The sequence below is a fragment of the Paenarthrobacter sp. OM7 genome, assembly GCF_029873575.1.
Taxonomy (GTDB): Bacteria; Actinomycetota; Actinomycetes; order Actinomycetales; family Micrococcaceae; genus Arthrobacter.
Map to the genome: position 1 here is coordinate 1847427 of NZ_CP123579.1, position 23080 is coordinate 1870506.

Here is a 23080-nt window from a genome sequence, read left to right on the forward strand (position 1 = left end):
CCGGTTTCAGATTCCATCCTAGGGAAGTTGGGGCTTCCCTTGTTGAACGCCTAGAAGCGTCCGTGCGTCGAAGCCACGGGGCAATCGAAGCCGCGGCCTGCTGCCAGGCCTACGTCATTGAGGTATCTGACCACGATGCCGTAGGACTGCATCAACGTGGTTTCCGTGTAGGAAATGGAGTGCTTGGCGCAGAACTCGCGGACGATCTTTGTGGCCTTGTACAAATGGGGGCGAGCCATGTCCGGGAACAAGTGGTGCTCCACCTGGCGGTTGAGTCCACCCAGGAGGAAGTCCATGAAGAGACCACCAGAGATATTGCGCGAGGTCAGGATCTGGCGGTTGAGGAAGTCCACGCGGCTGTCCTTGGGGAGGACGGGCATGCCCTTGTGGTTCGGGGCGAACGAGGCTCCCATGTAGAAGCCGTAAACCATGATCTGGACGCCAAGGAAGGCGAACGCCATGCCGATGGGCAGGAAGGTGAAAGCCAGGACCGGGAGGGCGGCAAGCCTGGTCACGAGTATGGGCGTCTCCACCCAGCGGTGACGTACTTTCTGCTTGCCGAAGACGAAGCGAAGGGAGTCGAACTGCAGGCTCAAGCCCAGGAGCGTCAGGAGCGGGAAGAAGAACCAGCCCTGCTTTTTGGTGAGGAAAGCCAGGCGGCCTTTGCGTTCGGCTGCAGCGTCCTCATAGAACACCAAGGCGTTGTTCCGGATGTCCGGGTCCTTGGAGATGACGTTGGGGTGGTTGTGGTGGGCTCCGTGCTTCTGTTCCCACCAGGAATAGCTGATGCCGGCAACTCCTGTGGCCAGGAGGCGGGCTGACCAATCGTTGGCACGCCGGGAAGCGAAGATCTGCTTGTGACCTGCCTCGTGGGCAAGGAAGCTCAGTTGCGTGCACAGGATGCCTACGGCTGCAGCGATCAAAAGCTGGTACCAGGAATCGCCGATCAGTGCGAAGCCGAGCCAGGTGCCGGCCATAAGGAGTGCCAGGGCCACGAAGACCCAGATGTAGAAGCCGCTACGGCGTTCCAGGAGTCCGGCTGCCTTGACGCTCTTGAGAAGCTCCGAGTAGCTCTGGACGACGGGATTTGGTTGAATTGCGCGAGCTTTGGGGCGCTCAGCGGTGGACGTGGGTGACATAAATGTGCCCCGTATCGCTAACGGGCAACGCTGCAGCCGACGTTCGGACTGCACGGTCTGGATCACCCTTCACTAAGCATACGTCCAATCCCCAAAATAATGAGACTGCTCACAACTGCATGCATAAATATCGGACAGCATGAATATTCTTGCTGTACAGTGGAGTCATGACTATTTCTGTTGCCGTCTCCGGTGCCAGCGGCTACGCCGGAGGAGAAGTGCTGCGCCTGCTGGCAGGCCATCCGAACGTCACCATCGGTGCCATCACCGCACACAGCAACGCCGGTTCCAGACTAGGGGAGTTGCAGCCGCATCTCCATGGTTTGGCCAGCAGGATTCTGGAAGACACCACGGTGGAGAACCTGTCCGGCCACGACGTAGTGTTCCTGGCGTTGCCGCACGGTGCTTCGGCCGAGATCGCTGCTCAGTTGCCGGAGGGGACCGTAGTGATCGACGCCGGCGCGGACCACCGCTTGCAGGACGCCGCGGCATGGGAAAAGTTCTACGGATCTGCGCACGCAGGAACATGGCCTTATGGACTGCCTGAACTGCCCGGTCAGCGTGAAGCCCTCAAGGGCGCCACCCGCATCGCAGTGCCTGGTTGCTACCCGACGTCGGCGTTGCTCGCCCTGACACCCGGGTTCGCCAACAATCTCCTCCTGACGGACGACGTCGTGATTGTTGCGGCATCCGGTACCTCCGGTGCCGGCAAGGCGGCCAAGGTGAATTTGATCGGTGCCGAAGTCATGGGTTCCATGAGCCCCTACGGCGTGGGTGGCGGACATCGCCACACGCCGGAGATCGAACAGGGACTCTCCAATGCGGCCGGTGAACCGGTATCGGTCTCCTTCACGCCCACGTTGGTTCCCATGAGCCGGGGCATCCTGACAACGGCCACCGCTAAGGCACAGCACGGCGTGACGGAAGCTGAACTGCGCCAGGCCTGGGCAGATGCCTACGACGACGAACCGTTCGTGCACCTCCTTCCCGAAGGCCAATGGCCCACCACCAAGTCAGTGCAGGGTTCCAACCACGCAGTGATGCAGTTGGCATTGGACCAGCACACTGGCCGCGTGATCGTCACGTGCGCCATCGACAACCTCACCAAGGGGACCGCCGGCGGAGCCGTGCAGTCCATGAACATTGCCCTCGGCCTGGATGAAACCGCCGGCCTGAACCTGCAGGGAGTTGCACCGTGACCATTACCGCACCCAAGGGATTCCGCGCCTCCGGCGTCAAAGCCGGCATCAAGGCATCCGGGAACCCGGATCTGGCCCTGGTAGTCAATGACGGGCCGCAAAAGTCCGCAGCTGCAGTATTTACCTCCAACCGTGTAGCTGCTGCGCCGGTCCATTGGTCACGCCAGGTAGTCAGCGATGGCCGTGTGGATGCCGTCGTTTTGAACTCGGGCGGCGCCAACGCCTGCACCGGCCCGCAGGGCTTCCAGAACACGCATGCTACTGCCGAGAAAGTGGCGGATGTGCTGGGCATCTCAGCCTCCGACGTCGTAGTGTGCTCCACGGGCCTGATCGGTGAGCAGCTGCCCATGGACAAGATTCTTACTGGTGTTGATGCGGCTTTCCGTGAATTGTCGGAAGACGGCGGTACCGCTGCCGCCACGGCCATCATGACCACTGACAGCGTGTCCAAGGAAGCCGTCTTCACCGGCACCGATGCCCAAGGCAAGCAGTTCACTGTGGGAGGCATTGCCAAGGGTGCCGGCATGTTGGCGCCCGGCCTGGCGACGATGCTGGTGGTCCTGACCACCGACGCCGAGGTTCCTGCGAATGAGCTCGACGTCGTCCTCCGCGACGCCACGCGCGTCACCTTTGACCGCGCGGACTCGGATGGCTGCATGTCTACCAACGACACCGTGGTGCTGCTGGCATCCGGCGCCTCCGAAGCTCTGCCGTCTGCCGAGCAGTTGAGCGAAGCGGTCACCATCGTCTGCGCCGAACTGGCACGCAAACTCATCGGTGATGCCGAAGGCGCCAGCCACGACATCGCGATCAGGACCTTCAACGCCGCCAGCGAACGCGACGCCGAAATCGTCAGCCGCAGTGTTGCCCGCTCCAACCTGTTCAAAGCTGCCATCTTTGGCAAGGATCCCAACTGGGGCCGCGTGCTCTCGGCTGTGGGGACCACAGATGCTGTTTTCGAGGCGGACCAGCTCAACGTCGCCATGAACGGTGTGCAGATTTGCCGCAACGGCGCTATCGGCGATGACCGCAACCTGGTGGACCTTGAGCCGCGCGAAGTCTTGGTCGAGATTGACCTGCAGGCCGGCGACGCTGAGGCGACCATCTGGACCAACGACCTCACGCACGACTACGTGCATGAGAACAGCGCCTACTCGAGCTGAGCTTATGACAATGACTGCCCATACCCGCGAAACCACGTCCACGAGCCACGTCTCGGCCGAGGCAGCCCAGGACAAGGCCGGCACGCTGATCGAAGCCCTGCCGTGGATCCAACGATTCGCCGGCACCACCATGGTGATCAAGTACGGCGGCAACGCCATGGTCAACGACGACCTCCGCCGCGCCTTCGCTGAGGACATCGTGTTCCTCCACCACGTGGGCATCCACCCCGTGGTGGTTCATGGCGGCGGCCCCCAGATCAACTCCATGCTCGGCCGCCTCGGCATCGAGTCGGAGTTCAAGGGTGGGCTGCGCGTCACCACGCCCGAGGCCATGGATGTGGTCCGCATGGTCCTGACAGGTCAGGTTGGCCGTGAACTCGTAGGGCTCATTAACTCCCACGGTCCTTATGCCGTCGGCATGTCCGGCGAGGATGGTGGCCTGCTGCGCGCCGTCCGCACGGGCACTGTGGTTGATGGCGAAGAAGTGGACCTCGGCCTGGTGGGCGAAGTCGTGGGCGTGGATCCCGCCGGCATCACGGATATCCTCGACGCCGGTCGCATCCCCGTGATTTCAACCGTGGCCCCGGAGATCGTGGACGACGGAAACGGCTTCCAGACCACCGGCCAGGTATTGAACGTTAACGCCGACACCGCAGCTGCCGCCGTTGCTTCGGCCCTGAGTGCCACCAAGCTCGTCATCCTGACCGACGTGGAAGGCCTGTACGCCAACTGGCCGGACAAATCCTCGCTGATCTCGTCGCTGACAGCCTCGGAACTCCGCGAAATGCTGCCCCGCCTCGAGTCGGGAATGATCCCCAAAATGGCCGCCTGCCTGAAGGCCATCGACGAAGGCGTGGAGCGCGCACACATCGTGGACGGCCGCCTCCCACACTCGATGTTGTTGGAAACGTTCACGACGGCGGGCATCGGCACCCAAGTAGTACCCGACGAGGAAGTGAACGCATGAGCACCGAACTGAGCCATACCGCTGAAAGCCGCAGCAATGGGGGGCCGGGTGTGGTCGGGCACCGCGAAGCGAGCGGGGCCCCCATCGCTGCGGAGGCTGCCGCAGCCACGCTCGTTTCCCAGAGCTCAGGCGCCGATTGGCTGGCGCGCTACTCGTCCTCGCTGATGGGTGTCTTCGGCACGCCCCAGCGGGTCCTGGTCCGTGGCGCCGGTTGCCTTGTGTGGGATGCAGACGGGAAGGAATACCTTGATCTCCTGGGCGGCATCGCTGTGAACGCCCTGGGCCACGCGCACCCTTTCGTCACCTCCGTGATTTCCAGCCAACTGGCCACGCTCGGCCATGTCTCGAACTTCTTCACGAGCCCCACGCAGATCGCTCTCGCCGAGAAGCTGTTGTCCCTCAGCAAGGCCCCGGCTGGTTCCAAGGTCTTCTTTGCCAATTCCGGTACCGAGGCCAGCGAAGCAGCGTTCAAGCTGGCACGCAGGAACAATCCCGACGGGAAGCGCACCAAAATCATCGCTTTGGAGGGTGCGTTCCACGGCCGCAGCATGGGTGCTTTGGCCCTCACGGCCAAAGAGGCCTACCGTGCGCCGTTTGAACCACTGCCAGGTGGTGTGGTCCACATTCCGTTTGGTGACATCGAGGCCCTGCGTGCCGCCGTCGACGATTCCACTGCTGCCGTGTTCCTGGAACCCATCCAAGGCGAAGCGGGGGTTCGGCCGCTCAGCGCCGAATACCTGCAGGCAGCCCGTGAAGCTACCACCGCAGCGGGTGCGTTGTTGATCCTGGACGAGGTCCAGACCGGCATCGGCCGCACCGGAAAGTGGCTTGCCAGCGAAGACGCAGGAATTGTGCCCGACGCCGTCACGCTCGCCAAGGGCCTTGGCGGCGGGTTCCCGGTGGGTGCCCTTGTCACCTTCGGAAGTACGACGTCGGCCCTGCTCACCGCAGGGCAGCACGGCACCACTTTCGGCGGAAACCCGGTGGCTACGGCCGCCGCGCTGGCCACGCTGCACGCCATCGAAAGCCAAGGTCTCCTGCGGAACGTGCTGAGCGTCGGCGCGCACCTGCGCGAAGGGCTGGCTGACGTCGATGCTGTCAGTGAAGTCCGCGGCGAGGGCCTGCTGATTGGCTTCGACGTGAACGCCGACATCGCACCTGCCATGGTGACCGCAGCTTTGGATGCAGGCTTCATCATCAACAGTCCGGGCCCGCGGACCATCCGTCTCGCCCCTCCGCTGATCCTGACCACCGAGCAGGCCGACCGGTTCCTGTCAGCCCTGCCCGCCTTGATCGCCACGGCTACCGCCCAAACCGCTAAGGATGCACAGTGAGCACGTCAACCACCCGTCACTTCCTCAAGGACACGGACCTGAGCCCCGCCGAGCAGGCTGAGGTCCTGGAACTCGCCGTCCGGATGAAGGCCGCGCCTTACAGCGTGCAGCCCTTCGCCGCAGAGGGCAACGGCCGCAAGACCGTTGCAGTGATCTTTGACAAGACCTCCACCCGCACCCGCGTCTCGTTCGCCACGGGCATCGCAGACATGGGTGGCAACGCATTGATTATCAACCCGGGGGAAGCGCAGATCGGCCATAAGGAATCCGTGGAGGACACTGCCAAAGTCCTGGAGCGCATGGTGTCCACCATTGTGTGGCGGACCGGTGCGCACGCCGGACTGGTGGCGATGGCTGAAAACTCCAAGGTCCCCGTCATCAATGCCCTGTGCGACGATTACCACCCCTGCCAGCTCCTGGCCGACCTTCTTGCCGTCAAGGAACACAAGGGCGAGCTGGCCGGACTAAGCATGGCGTACCTGGGCGATGCCGCCAACAACATGGCCAACTCGTACCTCCTTGCCGGCGTCACTGCCGGGATGCACGTTCGCATCTCCGGGCCGGAGGGGTATCTCCCTGCCGCGGAAATTGTTGCCGCTGCAGAGGAACGCGCTGCGGAGACCGGCGGTTCGGTCCTCATTACCAGCGATGCTGCCGAGGCCCTCAAGGGCGCCGACGTCGTTGCAACAGACACCTGGGTTTCCATGGGCCAGGAGTCCGAAAAGGAAGCGCGGATGCAACTCTTCCGTGAATATTCCGTGGACGAGGCCGCCATGGCGCAAGCTGCGCCGGACGCCGTCGTGCTTCACTGCCTTCCCGCTTACCGCGGTTACGAGATTTCGGCGGACGTCATCGACGGCCCGCAGTCGATCGTGTGGGATGAGGCGGAAAACCGCCTCCACGCCCAGAAGGCACTCATGGCATGGTTGATGCACCGCTCGGGACTTGCTTTCGTGGAGGGCCTTTCACCTGTTGAAGGTACCGGGGAGAGCACGTTCTAGTGTCCACCAACCCGTCCGTGCCGGGCGCCAGCCCAGCCACCAAGACTGCCCGCCAGGCGCGTATCACCGCGATCTTGACAGGTGAGTCAGTGCGCTCCCAGGCAGAGCTTGCAGCCCTGCTGGCGGACGACGGCGTCCAGGTCACCCAGGCCACGTTATCCAGGGACCTCGTGGAGCTGGGCGCAGTCCGGGTCCGTGGAAAGGAAGGCGCGTTGGTTTACGCCGTTCCGGGGGAGGGCGGCGACCGCAACGCCAAGAGCGGCGTGACCCAGGAGATTCTGGATGCACGTCTGACGCGGTTGTGCGGCGAACTCCTGGTCACTGCGGAGGCCTCGGGCAATATCGTGGTCCTTCGTACCCCGCCGGGTGCGGCGAACTTCCTGGCACTGGCCGTGGACCACTCGGTGATGCCCTCTGTATTGGGTACGATCGCAGGCGATGACACTTTGCTGTTGGTCGCCCGGGATCCCGATGGCGGGGCGGAACTGGCGGCGCGTTTCCTGCGCATGGCCGAAGAAGCCGGGCCGGCCAACCAATAGATTTTCCCAGCATTGATTCACACCAGTATTGATTCGAATGAACCAAGCAACAACAAAGGAGCACTCTCGTGACTGAGCGCATTGTTCTGGCCTACTCCGGTGGCCTTGATACTTCCGTAGCCATCGGCTGGATCGGTGAAGCCACCGGTGCCGAGGTCATCGCTGTGGCCGTCGACGTCGGACAGGGTGGCGAGTCCCTGGAGACCATCCGCCAGCGCGCCCTCGGTTGCGGCGCCGTCGAGGCCTATGTAGCCGACGCCCGCGACGAGTTCGCCAACGAGTACGCCATGCCCACCTTGAAGGCCAACGCCCTCTACCAGGGCCACTATCCCCTGGTTTCGGCCATCTCCCGTCCGGTCATCGTGAAGCACCTCGTCAAGGCTGCCCGCGAATTCGGCGCCACCACCGTTGCCCACGGCTGCACCGGCAAGGGCAACGACCAGGTCCGTTTCGAAGTCGGCATCCAGACCCTCGGCCCGGACCTGAAGTGCATCGCACCGGTTCGCGACCTCGCCCTGACCCGCGACAAGGCTATCGCCTTCGCCGAGGAGAAGGGACTGCCGATCGAGACCACCAAGAAGAACCCGTACTCGATCGACCAGAACGTCTGGGGACGCGCCGTCGAGACCGGTTACCTCGAGGACATCTGGAACGCTCCCACCAAGGACATCTACGACTACACGGCCACCCCGGAATTCCCCCCGGCACCGGACGAGGTCACCATCTCCTTCCAGGCCGGCGTGCCGGTAGCGATCGACGGCGTCAAGGTCACCCCGCTGCAGGCCATCCAGGAACTTAACCGCCGTGCGGGCGCCCAGGGCGTCGGCCGCATCGACGTCGTCGAGGACCGCCTTGTTGGCATCAAGTCCCGCGAAATTTACGAAGCCCCGGGTGCCATGGCGCTGATTACCGCGCACAAGCACCTCGAGGACATCACCATCGAGCGCGAGCAGGCCCGCTTCAAGGCCACCGTTGGCCAGCGCTGGTCCGAGCTGGTGTACGACGGACAGTGGTTCTCCCCGCTGAAGCGCTCCTTGGACGCTTTCATCGAGGACACGCAGCAGTACGTTTCCGGCGACATCCGTATGGTCCTCCACGGTGGCCAGGCAGTAGTCAACGGTCGTCGCTCCGAGACCTCGCTGTACGACTTCGACCTCGCCACCTACGACACCGGCGATACCTTCGACCAGTCCATGGCACGTGGCTTCATCGAGCTGTGGGGCATGTCCTCCAAGGTTGCCTCCGGCCGCGACCTGCGCGTCGCAGGCAAGTAATGGCCTCGGCAACAAACGAAGGTGCACTGTGGGGCGGCCGGTTCGCCGGTGGCCCCGCGGATGCGCTGGCCGCACTGAGCAAGTCCACCCACTTTGACTGGCGGCTTGCCCGCTATGACATCGCCGGCTCCAAGGCCCACGCCCGCGTGCTGGCCAAAGCAGGTTTGCTGGACGACGCCGAGCTCGAAGGCATGCTTTCCGCACTCACCCAGCTGGACGAGGACGTCGCGAGCGGCGCCTACCTGCCGGCCGAGAGCGACGAGGACGTTCACGGTTCCCTGGAACGTGGCCTGATTGAGCGCGCCGGGACCCAGCTGGGCGGCAAACTCCGCGCCGGCCGTTCACGCAACGACCAGGTGGCCACCCTGGGCCGTATGTTCCTTCGCGACCATGCACGCATCATCGCCGGCGGGGTCCTTGCCACCATCGACGCCCTGGTGGAGCAGGCCAGGGCCCACCAAGGCGTTGCCATGCCGGGCCGGACACACCTGCAGCACGCCCAGCCGGTGTTGCTGAGCCACCACCTCTTGGCCCATGCCTGGGCTTTGCTGCGCGACGTGCAGCGGCTCCAGGACTGGGACAAGCGCGCCGGTGTTTCGCCGTACGGTTCCGGTGCTTTGGCCGGTTCTTCGCTTGGTTTGGACCCCGAGGCTGTTGCTGCTGACCTCGGATTCTTCTCGGCCGTCCACAACTCGATCGATGGCACCGCTTCCCGCGATGTCTTCGCCGAGTTCGCCTGGGTGTGTTCCATGATTGGCGTGGACCTGTCCCGGATTTCCGAGGAAGTCATCTTCTGGGCCACCAAGGAGTTCTCCTTTGTCACGCTGCATGACTCGTACTCCACGGGTTCCTCGATCATGCCGCAAAAGAAGAACCCGGACGTCGCTGAGCTCGCCCGTGGCAAAGCAGGCAGGCTTATCGGCAACCTGACCGGTCTGCTGGCAACCCTGAAAGGACTGCCGCTCGCATACAACCGCGATCTGCAGGAGGACAAGGAACCGGTCTTCGACGCCGCCGACACCCTGGAGCTTTTGCTTCCGGCCGTGTCCGGCATGATCGCCACGCTGAAGTTCAACACCGAGCGCATGGAATCCCTGGCCCCCCAGGGTTTCGCGCTGGCAACGGACATCGCAGAATGGCTGGTCCGCCAGGGCGTCCCCTTCCGCGAGGCCCACGAGCTCTCCGGCGCTGCCGTCAAGCAGGCCGAAGGCCGTGGCGTTGAGCTGTGGGACCTGACGGACGAGGAATACGCAGCGATCTCGGAGCACCTGACTCCTGAGGTCCGCAGTGTCCTCAGCACCGAAGGTTCGCTCAACAGCCGCAACTCGCAGGGCGGAACGGCACCGGCCGCCGTCGAACGCCAACTGACGGCGCTCCAAGCAGAACTGGACGCAGCGCGTTCTTACGCCAGCTAGACCACGTGCGGGACGGCACGTCGCGGCCATGCCTTCGGGCAGGGCATCGCGAGGTGCCGTCCCGCCGTGCGTTAACATGGCGCTATGACTCAGATCACCCCCGAGACGTTGCCCGCCGAGCTTCACAAAGCCGCCGGCACCGTCACCCGCATCCTCGCCAAACTGGACGACTCATCCGTCGCTGAACCGTCGGAGCTGCCAGGCTGGACCCGGGGTCACGTCCTCGCCCACCTTGCCGGGATCTCCAATGCCATGGCCCGGCAACTTGAGTACGCGCGCCGCGGCGAAACCGGGGAACTGTACGACGGCGGCATGGACGGCCGTAACAAGGCCATCGCACTCGCGGCGGGGCACAGCCTCACGGAGCACACGGAGGCCGTCACCACCGCCATGGATGCGGCGATTGCCGCGTTCGATGCCTTGGGACCGGAGGACTGGCAGGCGCGTATTGCGTACCGGGACGGGACAGTGCTCGACGGCGGCCTGGCCCTATGGCGGGAGCTCACCATCCATGCGTCGGATTTGGGTGTGGGGTTCGGACCGGAGACATGGAACAGGCCTTTCTGCGAACACCTGATTGGCTTCCTCGCTGCACGCGTCCCTGACACGTACAAATTCGTCCTGCAGCCCACCGGCCTGCCACAGAGGACCATTGGCAGCGGCGGCACCTCCATCGCGATTACCGGCATGCTGACCGACATCGCCGCGTGGCTTGCGGGCCGAGAGCCCAGCCTGGGCAGCCTTCGCGCAACAGCGGCCGCCGATGGAGTGGACCTGCCGGACCTGCTGCCCTGGCCGGCACCCCAGCCCGCCGCCCGCTGAGCCGCGCACGCTCTCTCACGTCCCTCGTGTTTGGGCGGGTCGCTCTCTCACGTCCCTCGTGTTTGGGCGGGTCGCTCTCTCACGTCCCTCGTGTTTGGGCGGGTCGCTCTCTCACGTCCCTCGTGTTTGGGCGGGTCGCTCTCTCAGGCCCCGGGAGCTAATTGCTTCGGGTTTTTTCCGCTGCAGCCCGCCAGAGGTGCATGGTGGCATACGAACGCCACGGGCTGACCTCCCTGAAATCGGCGCTGAGCCCAGTGCCGGCGGGCAGGACCTTTATGCCGTTCCGGACCGCAGCATCATTGGCCAGGAGAACATCCGGAGCACCGAGGACACGCATTGCCACGTAGCCAACAGTCCATGGCCCCACTCCGGGCAAGGGGAGCAGCTTGCTTTCGAGGCTGGTGGGATCGTCGCCGTAGCCGAAATCAAGTGCTCCGCTGGCCATGGCTTCGGACGCGGCCATGATGGAGTCAATCCGCCGCTGGGGTCCACGGAGGAACGCTCGCCCGTGTTCGGCGATCTCGGCCGCCGTCGGAAACAAACGCTCCAAGCCGGGGGTGGCGCTATCCACGCTGGTTCCGGCAGCAGATAACTGAGTGAGGGCCGTTCGCGCGGCGGCTACGGTGATTTGCTGCCCGATCATGGCCCGGATGAGTAGTTCGTGGGGATCCACAGCCCCCGGCACGCGTATTCCTGGGATCGCGGTCACACTGGCAGTCAGCCTCGCATCTGTTGCCAGAGCGTCGTCGATTGCCTGGGGATCAGCGTCCACGTCGAACAGCCTCCGGACCCGGCTCAAGAGTGCCGGGAGATCGTGGAGGTCCAGCACCGCAGCTGTAAGTTGCAAGGGTTTGCCGCGAGCTGAGGGGTTATACGAGACAGAGAAGGAGGCACTGCCCCGCGGCAGGCGCAGGGTGCGGGCGTAAGTCCTGCTTCCATCGGTGCCGGTTCCGTCCTCCGAGGTCCGCACCGTCTCGATGCCCGGCACCGCTCGTACTGCCAGGAAATCGAAAATGCCCGGATCGAAGGGCTCCCTGTAAGGAAGGTTCAGCGTCAAGGCCGCGGGGGCGTGCACCGCAGCAACGGTACCCCGGTGTTGCCTGGACTTGGCCCCGGTGGCGCGCACCGCCGTCGGGGTCATGGCGAACACTTCGCCAATGGTGTCGTTGAATTGCCGCACGCTGTTGAAACCCGAAGCAAACGCAACGTCGGCAAGGAGCATATCGGTGGAGACCAACAGGGTCCTGGCGGTTTGTGCCCTGCTGGCCCGTGCCAGCGATAGTGGACCGGCGCCAAGTTCATTGCTGAGGATGCGGTTGAGTTGCCGTGCGGAGTAGCCCAACCGGTGGGCAAGGCCGTCGACGCCCTCGCGGGTGATCACGCCGTCGTTGATCAGCCGCATGGCCCGGCCGGCTATATCCGAGCGGATGTTCCAGGCCGGAGTTCCCGGGACAGCTTCGGGCAGGCACCGCTTGCAGGCGCGGTAGCCGGCTTCATGGGCAGCGGCCGAGGTTTCGTAGAACGTGACGTTCTCGGCTTTGGGGGTTCTGGCGGGGCACGATGGCCGGCAATAGATGCCTGTGGAACTGACGGCCGTGAAGAACTGCCCGTCGAACCGTGTGTCCCGGGCGTCGATTGCCCGGTAGCGCTGCCAGAAGTCCATGGCTTCATCCTGCCAGCCGGCCGGGACCACGGCTAGCGGAAATCGGACATGGGCGTTGGCAGTTTGCTAGGGTCTGGGGATGGGATCGTTCACGGAAAACGGAATCGGTCATCCCGACGACGTGCGCAGTTTTCTCCAGGGCGATGCCCGCGACATTGCCCCGTTGATCCTGGGAGCCGTCCTCACCCACCAGTCCGATGCCGGCCCTGTCTCCGTAAGGCTCACCGAAGTGGAGGCCTATATGGGGCCGCGCGGTTCGGAACACCCTGACCCTGGATCACACACTTTCGGTGGCCCCACGGCCCGTAATGCGCCCATGTTCGGGGCACCCGGATTCCTCTACGTCTACTTCACGTACGGGATGCACTATTGCGCGAACATCGTCTGTGGACCCGACGGATTCGCATCCGCGCTGCTCCTGCGGGCAGGAGAAGTTGTAGAGGGGGAGGAGCTCGCCGCCGTCCGCAGGCCAGCCTCCAAAGCGCACAAGGACCTCGCCAGCGGACCGGCCCGGCTCGCCTCCGCGTTGGGACTCACGACGGCGGACACCGGCCGTGACGCGCTCGCTTCACCGTTCAGCTTGTGGTTGCCGGCGACACCCGCAGCCGCCGTCGCCAGCGGACCGCGGGTGGGTGTATCGGGTCCTGGCGGAACCACGGAATATCCTTGGCGCTTTTGGATCGAAGACGATCCAACGGTGTCGCGGTACAAGGCAGCACGGCCCCGAAATAGGGTCGTTCCGCAATAACCGTCCCACCACATGACTTGTACCCCACGCGTTTACCAAAATCGCTGTAGAATGGACGGTCTGTCTTTTGCGATAGGGGTTACGGTTCGATGCACGACGCTGATTTGGTCCACGAGCAGGAATATGTGGCCGGGCTGTACGCCCGGCTCGATGAGCTGCGCGCCGAAAAGCGCGCCCAGCTGGCGCAGGTGCGGAAGGCCGGCGCGGTGGGAACCATGCAGAACGTTTCCGAGCGTGACGCGTTCGCGGCCCTGTACGAAGACCGCCTTGCCCAGCTCGACGCCGTCGACGACCGCTTGGTCTTCGGCCGCCTTGACCTTGACTCCGGTGAAGCACAATACATCGGGCGCATCGGTCTCTCTACTGCCGATCTCCAGCGACTGATGGTCGACTGGCGTGCGCCCGAAGCCGGGCATTTTTACCAAGCGACGGCGTTCGACCGTCAAGGCGTGCGTCGCCGTCGCCACCTGATCCTTCAGGGGCGCGACGTGAAAGCGATTGAAGACGATGTCCTGGACGCGGGGATGCTCGCAGACAACGACTCTCTCCAAGGTGAAGGCGCACTGCTGGCAGCACTGAACTCCAAGCGCACGGGCCGCATGTCGGACATCGTGGGCACCATCCAGTCTGAGCAGGACCGGATCATCCGATCCTCCATCTCCGGCGCGTTGGTGGTCCAAGGCGGTCCCGGAACGGGAAAGACCGCCGTTGCCCTGCACCGCGCTGCTTATCTGCTGTACACGCACCGCGAACGGCTCAAGAGCGCCGGCGTGTTGCTCGTTGGACCGTCGTCGTCCTTCATGCATTACATCGAACGCGTACTGCCATCCCTCGGCGAGACCGGAGTGGTCATGGCAAGCCTTGGCCGCCTGATGCCCGGCATCCATGCCATCCCCGAGGAAGACGCCGACGTTGCCGCACTCAAGGGCAAACTGGACATGGCCAAGGTGGTGGCCAACGCCGTCGCGAACCGCCAACGAACACCTGCTGAAGACCGCATCCTGGAAGTCGATTCACGGAAGCTCACTCTGACTGTCCGTCAGGTCCGCCGTGCCCGGGAAAAGGCCCGCGCCACGGGAAAACCCCACAACGAAGCGCGGCTCACGTTCGTGAAGATCCTCCTTCGCGAGCTCACGGAACAGCTGACGGACCTCGTCGAGGAAGGCAACATCGGCAACAACGCAGATCGCGCCTACCTGGCGGAAGACGTCCGGTCGGCGAGGGACGTGCGCATTGCGCTGAACCTCTGCTGGATGCCGATGACACCGGAGAAGCTCATCTCCGAGCTCTTCAGCAAGCCGGCCATCCTTGAAGCCTGCACACCGCACCTGACGCCTGAACAGCGTTCGCTGCTGCAGCGGCCCGTGGACGCGCCCTGGACGGAAGCTGACGTTCCGCTGTTGGATGAAGCTGCTGAACTGTTGGGCGAACTGGACCCGGCAGCCGGCAGGGGATTGGCCCAGCAGGAGGCCGACCGCGCACGCGACATCGCCAACGCCAAGCAGACTCTTGCCAACATGGAAGCCATGGGTGTCGACGTCCTGGTCTCGGCTGAAGAACTTGCCGACCAGAACCAGGAACGCGAAGGCCGCCTGACCGCGGCGGAACGTGCCACCAGCGACCGTTCATGGGCTTTCGGCCACATTGTGGTTGACGAAGCCCAGGAACTCTCACCCATGCAGTGGCGGCTCCTGGTACGCCGCTGCCCGCTGAAGTCGTTCACGATCGTCGGTGATATTGCCCAGACGAGTGCTGCGGCAGGTGCCAATTCGTGGCAGAGTGCCTTGGCGCCGTCGTTCGGTGACCGCTGGACCCTCGAAGAACTCACCGTCAACTACCGCACGCCCTCGCAGATCGCCGAAGCCGCAGTCCGCATGGCCAACCGCGCGGGACTGGTGGTCTCGGCTCCCAAGGCCGTGCGCGAAGGTAAATGGTCGCCCATTGTGGACCGCGTCGATGCCGACAGCATCGTGTCGCACCTGGTGGACGTCCTGCCCGAGGAAGTTGAAGCGATCGACGGCGGCCTGCTGGCTGTCATTGCCGACGGGCCTCTTCTTCCGCAGGCCACCGCTGCGCTGCGGGAGGTCTACGGCCGCCGTATTGGCGCCGGGGCGGGCAGCTACGAACAGGACATCGTGGTCATCAGCCCCAAGGAGGCCAAGGGCCTGGAGTTCGATGGGGTGGTGGTCCTGGAACCGGCCGCCATGCTGAACCATGAGCACGGCAAGGTGGGCGACCTCTACGTCGCCATGACGCGAGCCACGCAGCGCTTGCGTCTCATTGCCGCCGCCCCGGTACCTGCGGGTATCGAGCGCTAGGAAAACGGGCCTCCGCAATCCTGCTAACTTAGATCTCGTGTCACACGTAAACAACCTCGAGTCCCAGCACAACGATCCCGCTTTTGCCAATGTCTGGCAGGAGCTCAAATGGCGCGGCCTGATCCACGTTTCCACCGATGAAACGGAACTGGAAAAGCTGCTCGCCGGGGACCCGATCACGTATTACTGTGGCTTCGATCCCACCGCGCCCTCCCTGCACCTGGGCAACCTTGTGCAGTTGCTGGTGATGCGACGCCTGCAGTTGGCAGGCCACAAGCCGCTCGGCCTGGTGGGTGGGTCCACTGGCCTGATCGGTGACCCACGTCCGACGGCGGAACGCACCTTGAACACCAAGGACACCGTTGCTGAGTGGGTTGGGTACCTGCAGGGCCAGGTGCGCCGCTTTCTCAGTTTCGAGGGCGAAAACCCGGCCCGCATGGTGAACAACCTGGACTGGACGGCGCCGCTGACTGCTATCGACTTCCTGCGTGAAATCGGCAAGCACTTCCGTGTGGGCACCATGCTCCGGAAGGATGCTGTGGCGTCCCGCCTGAACTCCGACGAAGGCATCAGCTACACCGAATTCAGCTACCAGATCCTGCAGGGCATGGACTACCTCCAACTCTTCCGGGATTACGGCTGCGCGCTGCAGACCGGCGGCTCTGACCAGTGGGGCAATCTCACCAGCGGAACCGAACTGATCCGCAAGGTGGAAGGCAAGAGCGTCCACGCACTGGGGACGCCGCTGATCACCAACTCCGATGGCACCAAGTTCGGCAAGAGCGAAGGGAACGCCATCTGGCTGGACCCGGACATGTGCAGCCCGTACGCGTTCTACCAGTTCTGGCTGAACACGGCGGACGCGGATGTTGTGGACCGCCTCAAGGTATTCACCTTCCTTTCGCGTGCAGAGATTGAGGCACTTGGAGAAGCTGTGGCGGAGCGTCCATTTGCCCGCGAGGGCCAGAAAAAGCTCGCTTTCGAAGTGACCTCGCTCGTTCATGGCGTCGAGGCAACGGAGAAGGTCATTGCAGCTTCGGCTGCACTCTTCGGCAACGGCGATCTCACAGTTCTGGATGAGCGAACCCTTGAAGCCGCCACCGCCGAACTTCCATTGGCGACGATCGGCACCGACGGTTTGGGGATCATCGACCTCCTGGTTGCCTCGGGTCTGTCCGACAGCAAGTCGGCTGCCCGCCGGACCGTAGGGGAGGGCGGCGCGTACGTGAACAACACCAAGGTCTCCGATCCCGACGCCGTCATTGCCCAGGATCAACTGCTGCACGGACGGTACTTGCTCCTCCGGCGTGGCAAGAAAAACCTTGCGACCATTAAGGTTTCTGCTTAGTACTCTTTTCCACCGCGTTCCGAAAGGGCCGGCAACCGTTACGGTTGCCGGCCCTTTCTGCGATTCCGTGCATGTTGCGATTTACGTGCTTGTCCAGTGCCGGGTGCCGGATGAACCGTTGGTACCGCCGGGGGGTGGCGGTCGGTCGTGCAGCGTTCACCTTCCGACGCTCGCTCACATCCCGCGGGTTTGATGGCGTCGCTCTCTCATGTCCCTCGGGTTTGATGGCGTCGCGTTCTCACGTTCCTTGGGTTTGGTTGGGGTTCGACGGCGGTGGTGGGGTTGTGTGACGGGCTTCACTTGGGTTGGTTTGGGGTGTGGTGGGGTGGTTTTGGGGGTGTTTTCCTTGTGTTGGCGGGGTTTTTGGGTGGTGTTGGGGTGGATTTGGTGTGGGGGTGGGGCGCGTGTAAAGTTATTCGAGTCGCCGCCGCTGATGCGGAAAGATGGCGACCGACTCCCTTCAAATTGCCGGTTTCGGTGGTGCTTTTGTGTGCTGCTGGTTGGTGTGGGAGGCCTGGGTTCTGGTTTGCTTTGTGCGGCTGGTTCGGGTAAGTTTGAAAAGTTGCTCCGGAGCGATCCTGGACCCTTGTGGGTGTGGGTGGTGCCGGTAGTGTCTGTTGTTTGAGAACTCAATAGTGTGCCAAGTTTGTTGATACCGATTGTTTTATTGATTGGTTGAAATTATGGCTGGATCATTGCGCACCCCCGTGTGTGGTGGTCTGGTTTTCAGCTGGTTTCGAATTTTGTGCAGCCGTGCCGGCCGTTATTTCCGGTGGGTGTGGTTGTGTCTGTTTGATTTGTTTTTTTCAACGGAGAGTTTGATCCTGGCTCAGGATGAACGCTGGCGGCGTGCTTAACACATGCAAGTCGAACGATGATCCCAGCTTGCTGGGGGATTAGTGGCGAACGGGTGAGTAACACGTGAGTAACCTGCCCTTGACTCTGGGATAAGCCTGGGAAACTGGGTCTAATACCGGATATGACCGTCTGACGCATGTCAGGTGGTGGAAAGCTTTTGTGGTTTTGGATGGACTCGCGGCCTATCAGCTTGTTGGTGGGGTAATGGCCTACCAAGGCGACGACGGGTAGCCGGCCTGAGAGGGTGACCGGCCACACTGGGACTGAGACACGGCCCAGACTCCTACGGGAGGCAGCAGTGGGGAATATTGCACAATGGGCGCAAGCCTGATGCAGCGACGCCGCGTGAGGGATGACGGCCTTCGGGTTGTAAACCTCTTTCAGTAGGGAAGAAGCGAAAGTGACGGTACCTGCAGAAGAAGCGCCGGCTAACTACGTGCCAGCAGCCGCGGTAATACGTAGGGCGCAAGCGTTATCCGGAATTATTGGGCGTAAAGAGCTCGTAGGCGGTTTGTCGCGTCTGCTGTGAAAGACCGGGGCTCAACTCCGGTTCTGCAGTGGGTACGGGCAGACTAGAGTGCAGTAGGGGAGACTGGAATTCCTGGTGTAGCGGTGAAATGCGCAGATATCAGGAGGAACACCGATGGCGAAGGCAGGTCTCTGGGCTGTAACTGACGCTGAGGAGCGAAAGCATGGGGAGCGAACAGGATTAGATACCCTGGTAGTCCATGCCGTAAACGTTGGGCACTAGGTGTGGGGGACATTCCACGTTTTCCGCGCCGTAGCTAACGCATTAAGTGCCCCGCCTGGGGAGTACGGCCGCAAGGCTAAAACTCAAAGGAATTGACGGGGGCCCGCACAAGCGGCGGAGCATGCGGATTAATTCGATGCAACGCGAAGAACCTTACCAAGGCTTGACATGAACCGGTAATACCTGGAAACAGGTGCCCCGCTTGCGGTCGGTTTACAGGTGGTGCATGGTTGTCGTCAGCTCGTGTCGTGAGATGTTGGGTTAAGTCCCGCAACGAGCGCAACCCTCGTTCTATGTTGCCAGCGCGTTATGGCGGGGACTCATAGGAGACTGCCGGGGTCAACTCGGAGGAAGGTGGGGACGACGTCAAATCATCATGCCCCTTATGTCTTGGGCTTCACGCATGCTACAATGGCCGGTACAAAGGGTTGCGATACTGTGAGGTGGAGCTAATCCCAAAAAGCCGGTCTCAGTTCGGATTGGGGTCTGCAACTCGACCCCATGAAGTCGGAGTCGCTAGTAATCGCAGATCAGCAACGCTGCGGTGAATACGTTCCCGGGCCTTGTACACACCGCCCGTCAAGTCACGAAAGTTGGTAACACCCGAAGCCGGTGGCCTAACCCTTGTGGGGGGAGCCGTCGAAGGTGGGACCGGCGATTGGGACTAAGTCGTAACAAGGTAGCCGTACCGGAAGGTGCGGCTGGATCACCTCCTTTCTAAGGAGCTGCTAGCAGCTGTTCCGTGTTCTGTGTATGCAGTTCGTGGTGGTTGTCAGTGTTGCCCATTGCGCAGGCGTCTGTTCTGCGGTGGGTGCTCATGGGTGGAATATCAACGAATCAAACTTGTTTGGCATGGCCTTTACCGGTTGTGTCCTGGTGCCAGTACGGCAGCATGTGTCTCTGCTTTTTGTGGGGGTGGGTGTTGTTGGGAACGCTGCCGGGGTGCATGGTTTGTGGGGGTTGTGTTTGGCGCACTGTTGGGTCCTGAGGCAACAGGACCTTTTTGCAGCAATGCAGAGGGCATCGTTCTGGTGTTTCTTTTGTTCCTGCTTCCGGTTCTGCCGCGTGTCCCTGTGTGGGGTGGTGGTGGTCTGGTTGATGGGGTTGTTGTTTGAGAACTACATAGTGGACGCGAGCATCTGAGACATGCATGGCTGGCCTTTCGGGGTTGGTGTGTGTGTTTCTACAGCAATTTCTTATGAATGAACCTGGCCCTTGTGGTCGTGGTTCTCTCGAGTAAGTTTTTGATCTTTGTGTGGTCAAGTTTTTAAGGGCACACGGTGGATGCCTTGGCATTAGGAGCCGAAGAAGGACGTAGGAATCTGCGATAAGCCTGGGGGAGTTGATAACCGAGCGTTGATCCCAGGATGTCCGAATGGGGAAACCCCGCACAACGCTGCAAGGTGATTGTGTGACCCGCATCTGAACACATAGGGTGCGTGGGGGGAACGCGGGGAAGTGAAACATCTCAGTACCCGCAGGAAGAGAAAACAATAGTGATTCCGTTAGTAGTGGCGAGCGAACGCGGATCAGGCTAAACCGTTCCATGTGTGATAGCCGGCGGGCGTTGCATGGGCGGGGTTGTGGGACTTTCCGTGATGGTTCTGCCGGACCGTTGGGGTGATGTGCAGGCATAGGTGAACGGTCTTGAAAGGCCGGCCAGAGAGGGTGGGAGCCCCGTAACCGTAATGTTGTGTGCAGCCTGGAGAGTATCCCAAGTAGCACGGGGCCCGAGAAATCCCGTGCGAATCTGTCAGGACCACCTGATAAGCCTAAATACTTCCTAATGACCGATAGCGGACCAGTACCGTGAGGGAAAGGTGAAAAGTACCCCGGGAGGGGAGTGAAACAGTACCTGAAACCGTGTGCTTACAATCCGTCGGAGCAACCGCGAGTGATCGCATAGTAGTTGTGACGGCGTGCCTTTTGAAGAATGAGCCTGCGAGTTAGTGTTACGTCGCGAGGTTAACCCGTGTGGGGTAGCCGTAGCGAAAGCGAGTCTGAACAGGGCGAGTGTAGTGGCGTGATCTAGACCCGAAGCGGAGTGATCTACCCATGGCCAGGTTGAAGCGACGGTAAGACGTCGTGGAGGACCGAACCCACTTCAGTTGAAAATGGAGGGGATGAGCTGTGGGTAGGGGTGAAAGGCCAATCAAACTCCGTGATAGCTGGTTCTCCCCGAAATGCATTTAGGTGCAGCGTTGCGTGTTTCTTGCCGGAGGTAGAGCTACTGGATGGCCGATGGGCCCTACAAGGTTACTGACGTCAGCCAAACTCCGAATGCCGGTAAGTGAGAGCGCAGCAGTGAGACTGTGGGGGATAAGCTTCATAGTCGAGAGGGAAACAGCCCAGACCACCAACTAAGGCCCCTAAGCGTGTGCTAAGTGGGAAAGGATGTGGAGTTGCGAAGACAACCAGGAGGTTGGCTTAGAAGCAGCCATCCTTGAAAGAGTGCGTAATAGCTCACTGGTCAAGTGATTCCGCGCCGACAATGTAGCGGGGCTCAAGTACACCGCCGAAGTTGTGGATTTCACACATTGCCCTAGCCTTCGTGGTTCAGGGGTGTGGAGTGGTAGGGGAGCGTCGTGTGGGCAGTGAAGTCGCGGTGGAAACCAGCGGTGGAGCCTACACGAGTGAGAATGCAGGCATGAGTAGCGAAAGACGGGTGAGAAACCCGTCCGCCGAATGATCAAGGGTTCCAGGGTCAAGCTAATCTGCCCTGGGTAAGTCGGGACCTAAGGCGAGGCCGACAGGCGTAGTCGATGGACAACGGGTTGATATTCCCGTACCGGCGAAAAACCGCCCATGCCAAGCGGGGGATACTAACCGCCCGGAGCCTGCCCGCTCACCCTTGTGGTGTTGTGGGTTTTGGCCGAGCGCGGGACCTGATCCCGGGAGGTAAGCGTATTAACAGGTGTGACGCAGGAAGGTAGCCGGGCCGGGCGATGGTTGCCCCGGTCTAAGGATGTAGGGTCAGGGATAGGCAAATCCGTTCCTGTGTGCTTCGAGCACGTTCCTGAGATCTGATGGGACTCCCGTATGGGGGGATCCGGTGATCCTATGCTGCCTAGAAAAGCATCGACGCGAGGTTTTAGCCGCCCGTACCCCAAACCGACACAGGTGATCAGGTAGAGAATACCAAGGCGATCGAGAGAATTATGGTTAAGGAACTCGGCAAAATGCCCCCGTAACTTCGGGAGAAGGGGGGCCTGCCCCGTGATGGAGACTTGCTCTCCGTGAGCGGGTGTGGGCCGCAGAGACCAGGGGGAAGCGACTGTTTACTAAAAACACAGGTCCGTGCGAAGTCGCAAGACGATGTATACGGACTGACTCCTGCCCGGTGCTGGAAGGTTAAGAGGACCGGTTAGCCACCTTGTGTGGCGAAGCTGAGAATTTAAGCCCCAGTAAACGGCGGTGGTAACTATAACCATCCTAAGGTAGCGAAATTCCTTGTCGGGTAAGTTCCGACCTGCACGAATGGAGTAACGACTTCCCCGCTGTCTCAACCATAAACTCGGCGAAATTGCAGTACGAGTAAAGATGCTCGTTACGCGCAGCAGGACGGAAAGACCCCGAGACCTTTACTATAGTTTGGTATTGGTGTTCGGAGTGGCTTGTGTAGGATAGGTGGGAGACGTTGAAACCCGGACGCCAGTTCGGGTGGAGTCATCGTTGAAATACCACTCTGGTCACTTTGGACATCTAACTTCGGCCCGTGATCCGGGTCAGGGACAGTGCCTGATGGGTAGTTTAACTGGGGCGGTTGCCTCCTAAAAAGTAACGGAGGCGCCCAAAGGTTCCCTCAGCCTGGTTGGCAATCAGGTGTCGAGTGTAAGTGCACAAGGGAGCTTGACTGTGAGAGAGACATCTCAAGCAGGGACGAAAGTCGGGACTAGTGATCCGGCGGTACATTGTGGAATGGCCGTCGCTCAACGGATAAAAGGTACCTCGGGGATAACAGGCTGATCTTGCCCAAGAGTCCATATCGACGGCATGGTTTGGCACCTCGATGTCGGCTCGTCGCATCCTGGGGCTGGAGTAGGTCCCAAGGGTTGGGCTGTTCGCCCATTAAAGCGGTACGCGAGCTGGGTTTAGAACGTCGTGAGACAGTTCGGTCCCTATCCGCTGCGCGCGCAGGAAATTTGAGAAGGGCTGTCCTTAGTACGAGAGGACCGGGACGGACGAACCTCTGGTGTGTCAGTTGTACTGCCAAGTGCATCGCTGATTAGCTACGTTCGGATGGGATAACCGCTGAAAGCATCTAAGCGGGAAGCTCGCTTCAAGATGAGATTTCCATACACATTTATGTGTGAGAGGCCCCCAGCCAGACCACTGGGTTGATAGGCCGGATGTGGAAGCGAGGACTAAAGACTCGTGAAGCTGACCGGTACTAATAGGCCAACAACTTACACCACACAACACACTGCACGCGTCCACTATGTGGTTCCCGAACAACAACCCGTACCAAGGGTTGCCGGAACCAACAACTAAATAACAACACCACAGTTGTAACCACAAAGTCTTCCCACCCACCCCCACCA

14 protein-coding genes and 2 rRNA genes are annotated in these 23080 nt (G+C 61.7%); 14 read left to right on the top strand and 2 right to left on the bottom strand.

Going from position 1 to position 23080, the window contains the following annotated elements; translation table 11 throughout:
• Nucleotides 1-50 precede the first annotated feature (50 nt).
• Nucleotides 51-1139 carry an acyl-CoA desaturase gene (locus tag QEH68_RS08520; protein ID WP_207597061.1) on the bottom strand — a complete coding sequence of 363 codons (1089 nt, stop codon included), beginning with the start codon at nucleotides 1137-1139 and terminating at the stop codon, nucleotides 51-53.
• Between the two features lie 167 nt (nucleotides 1140-1306).
• Between QEH68_RS08520 and argC the strand changes: the two genes are divergently transcribed.
• The 9 genes from argC (at nucleotide 1307) to QEH68_RS08565 (ending at nucleotide 10853) form a co-directional block, all read left to right on the top strand.
• Nucleotides 1307-2338 carry an N-acetyl-gamma-glutamyl-phosphate reductase gene (gene argC / locus QEH68_RS08525; RefSeq protein ID WP_207597062.1) on the top strand — a complete coding sequence of 344 codons (1032 nt, stop codon included), beginning with the start codon at nucleotides 1307-1309 and terminating at the stop codon, nucleotides 2336-2338.
• Nucleotides 2335-3501 carry a bifunctional glutamate N-acetyltransferase/amino-acid acetyltransferase ArgJ gene (gene argJ / locus QEH68_RS08530; protein WP_207597063.1) on the top strand — a complete coding sequence of 389 codons (1167 nt, stop codon included), beginning with the start codon at nucleotides 2335-2337 and terminating at the stop codon, nucleotides 3499-3501. The genes argC and argJ overlap by 4 nt, the downstream gene beginning before the upstream one ends.
• A 10-nt stretch (nucleotides 3502-3511) precedes the next feature.
• Nucleotides 3512-4468: an acetylglutamate kinase gene (gene argB / locus QEH68_RS08535; RefSeq protein ID WP_280627676.1), complete on the top strand. Its 957-nt coding sequence runs from the start codon at nucleotides 3512-3514 to the stop codon at nucleotides 4466-4468.
• On the top strand, nucleotides 4465-5802 hold the full coding sequence (locus QEH68_RS08540) for an acetylornithine transaminase (RefSeq protein ID WP_280627677.1): 1338 nt from the start codon (nucleotides 4465-4467) through the stop codon (nucleotides 5800-5802). Before argB ends, QEH68_RS08540 begins: the two co-directional genes overlap by 4 nt.
• Nucleotides 5799-6803 carry an ornithine carbamoyltransferase gene (gene argF / locus QEH68_RS08545; RefSeq protein ID WP_207597065.1) on the top strand — a complete coding sequence of 335 codons (1005 nt, stop codon included), beginning with the start codon at nucleotides 5799-5801 and terminating at the stop codon, nucleotides 6801-6803. The genes QEH68_RS08540 and argF overlap by 4 nt, the downstream gene beginning before the upstream one ends.
• Nucleotides 6803-7342 (top strand): arginine repressor, encoded by a 540-nt coding sequence (locus tag QEH68_RS08550; RefSeq protein ID WP_089594443.1) that lies wholly within the window; start codon nucleotides 6803-6805, stop codon nucleotides 7340-7342. Before argF ends, QEH68_RS08550 begins: the two co-directional genes overlap by 1 nt.
• A gap of 68 nt (nucleotides 7343-7410) precedes the next feature.
• The gene (locus QEH68_RS08555) at nucleotides 7411-8616 is read left to right on the top strand and encodes an argininosuccinate synthase (protein WP_207597066.1); all 1206 of its coding nucleotides are present in this window, start codon (nucleotides 7411-7413) and stop codon (nucleotides 8614-8616) included.
• Nucleotides 8616-10031, top strand: a complete 1416-nt coding sequence (gene argH / locus QEH68_RS08560) for an argininosuccinate lyase (RefSeq protein WP_280627678.1) — start codon at nucleotides 8616-8618, stop codon at nucleotides 10029-10031. The genes QEH68_RS08555 and argH overlap by 1 nt, the downstream gene beginning before the upstream one ends.
• Before the next feature lie 84 nt (nucleotides 10032-10115).
• Complete coding sequence (locus QEH68_RS08565; protein WP_280627679.1) at nucleotides 10116-10853, top strand: maleylpyruvate isomerase family mycothiol-dependent enzyme; 738 nt, start codon at nucleotides 10116-10118, stop codon at nucleotides 10851-10853.
• Between the two features lie 157 nt (nucleotides 10854-11010).
• Here the strand turns inward: QEH68_RS08565 and QEH68_RS08570 are convergent, their stop codons facing one another.
• Nucleotides 11011-12516: an AlkA N-terminal domain-containing protein gene (locus tag QEH68_RS08570; protein ID WP_280627680.1), complete on the bottom strand. Its 1506-nt coding sequence runs from the start codon at nucleotides 12514-12516 to the stop codon at nucleotides 11011-11013.
• Nucleotides 12517-12595: 79 nt separating this feature from the next.
• Between QEH68_RS08570 and QEH68_RS08575 the strand changes: the two genes are divergently transcribed.
• From QEH68_RS08575 to QEH68_RS08595, 5 genes are all read left to right on the top strand, one after another.
• The gene (locus QEH68_RS08575; protein ID WP_207597070.1) at nucleotides 12596-13264 is read left to right on the top strand and encodes a DNA-3-methyladenine glycosylase; all 669 of its coding nucleotides are present in this window, start codon (nucleotides 12596-12598) and stop codon (nucleotides 13262-13264) included.
• Between the two features lie 89 nt (nucleotides 13265-13353).
• Nucleotides 13354-15582: an ATP-binding domain-containing protein gene (locus QEH68_RS08580; protein ID WP_207597071.1), complete on the top strand. Its 2229-nt coding sequence runs from the start codon at nucleotides 13354-13356 to the stop codon at nucleotides 15580-15582.
• Nucleotides 15583-15619: 37 nt separating this feature from the next.
• Nucleotides 15620-16930, top strand: coding sequence for a tyrosine--tRNA ligase (gene tyrS, locus QEH68_RS08585; protein ID WP_280627681.1), 1311 nt, complete (start codon nucleotides 15620-15622; stop codon nucleotides 16928-16930).
• Nucleotides 16931-17736: 806 nt separating this feature from the next.
• Nucleotides 17737-19256: ribosomal RNA gene (locus QEH68_RS08590) — 16S ribosomal RNA — on the top strand.
• A gap of 540 nt (nucleotides 19257-19796) precedes the next feature.
• Nucleotides 19797-22954, top strand: a 23S ribosomal RNA gene (locus QEH68_RS08595).
• The 16S and 23S rRNA genes sit together here, the layout of an rRNA operon.
• Nucleotides 22955-23080 lie beyond the last annotated feature (126 nt).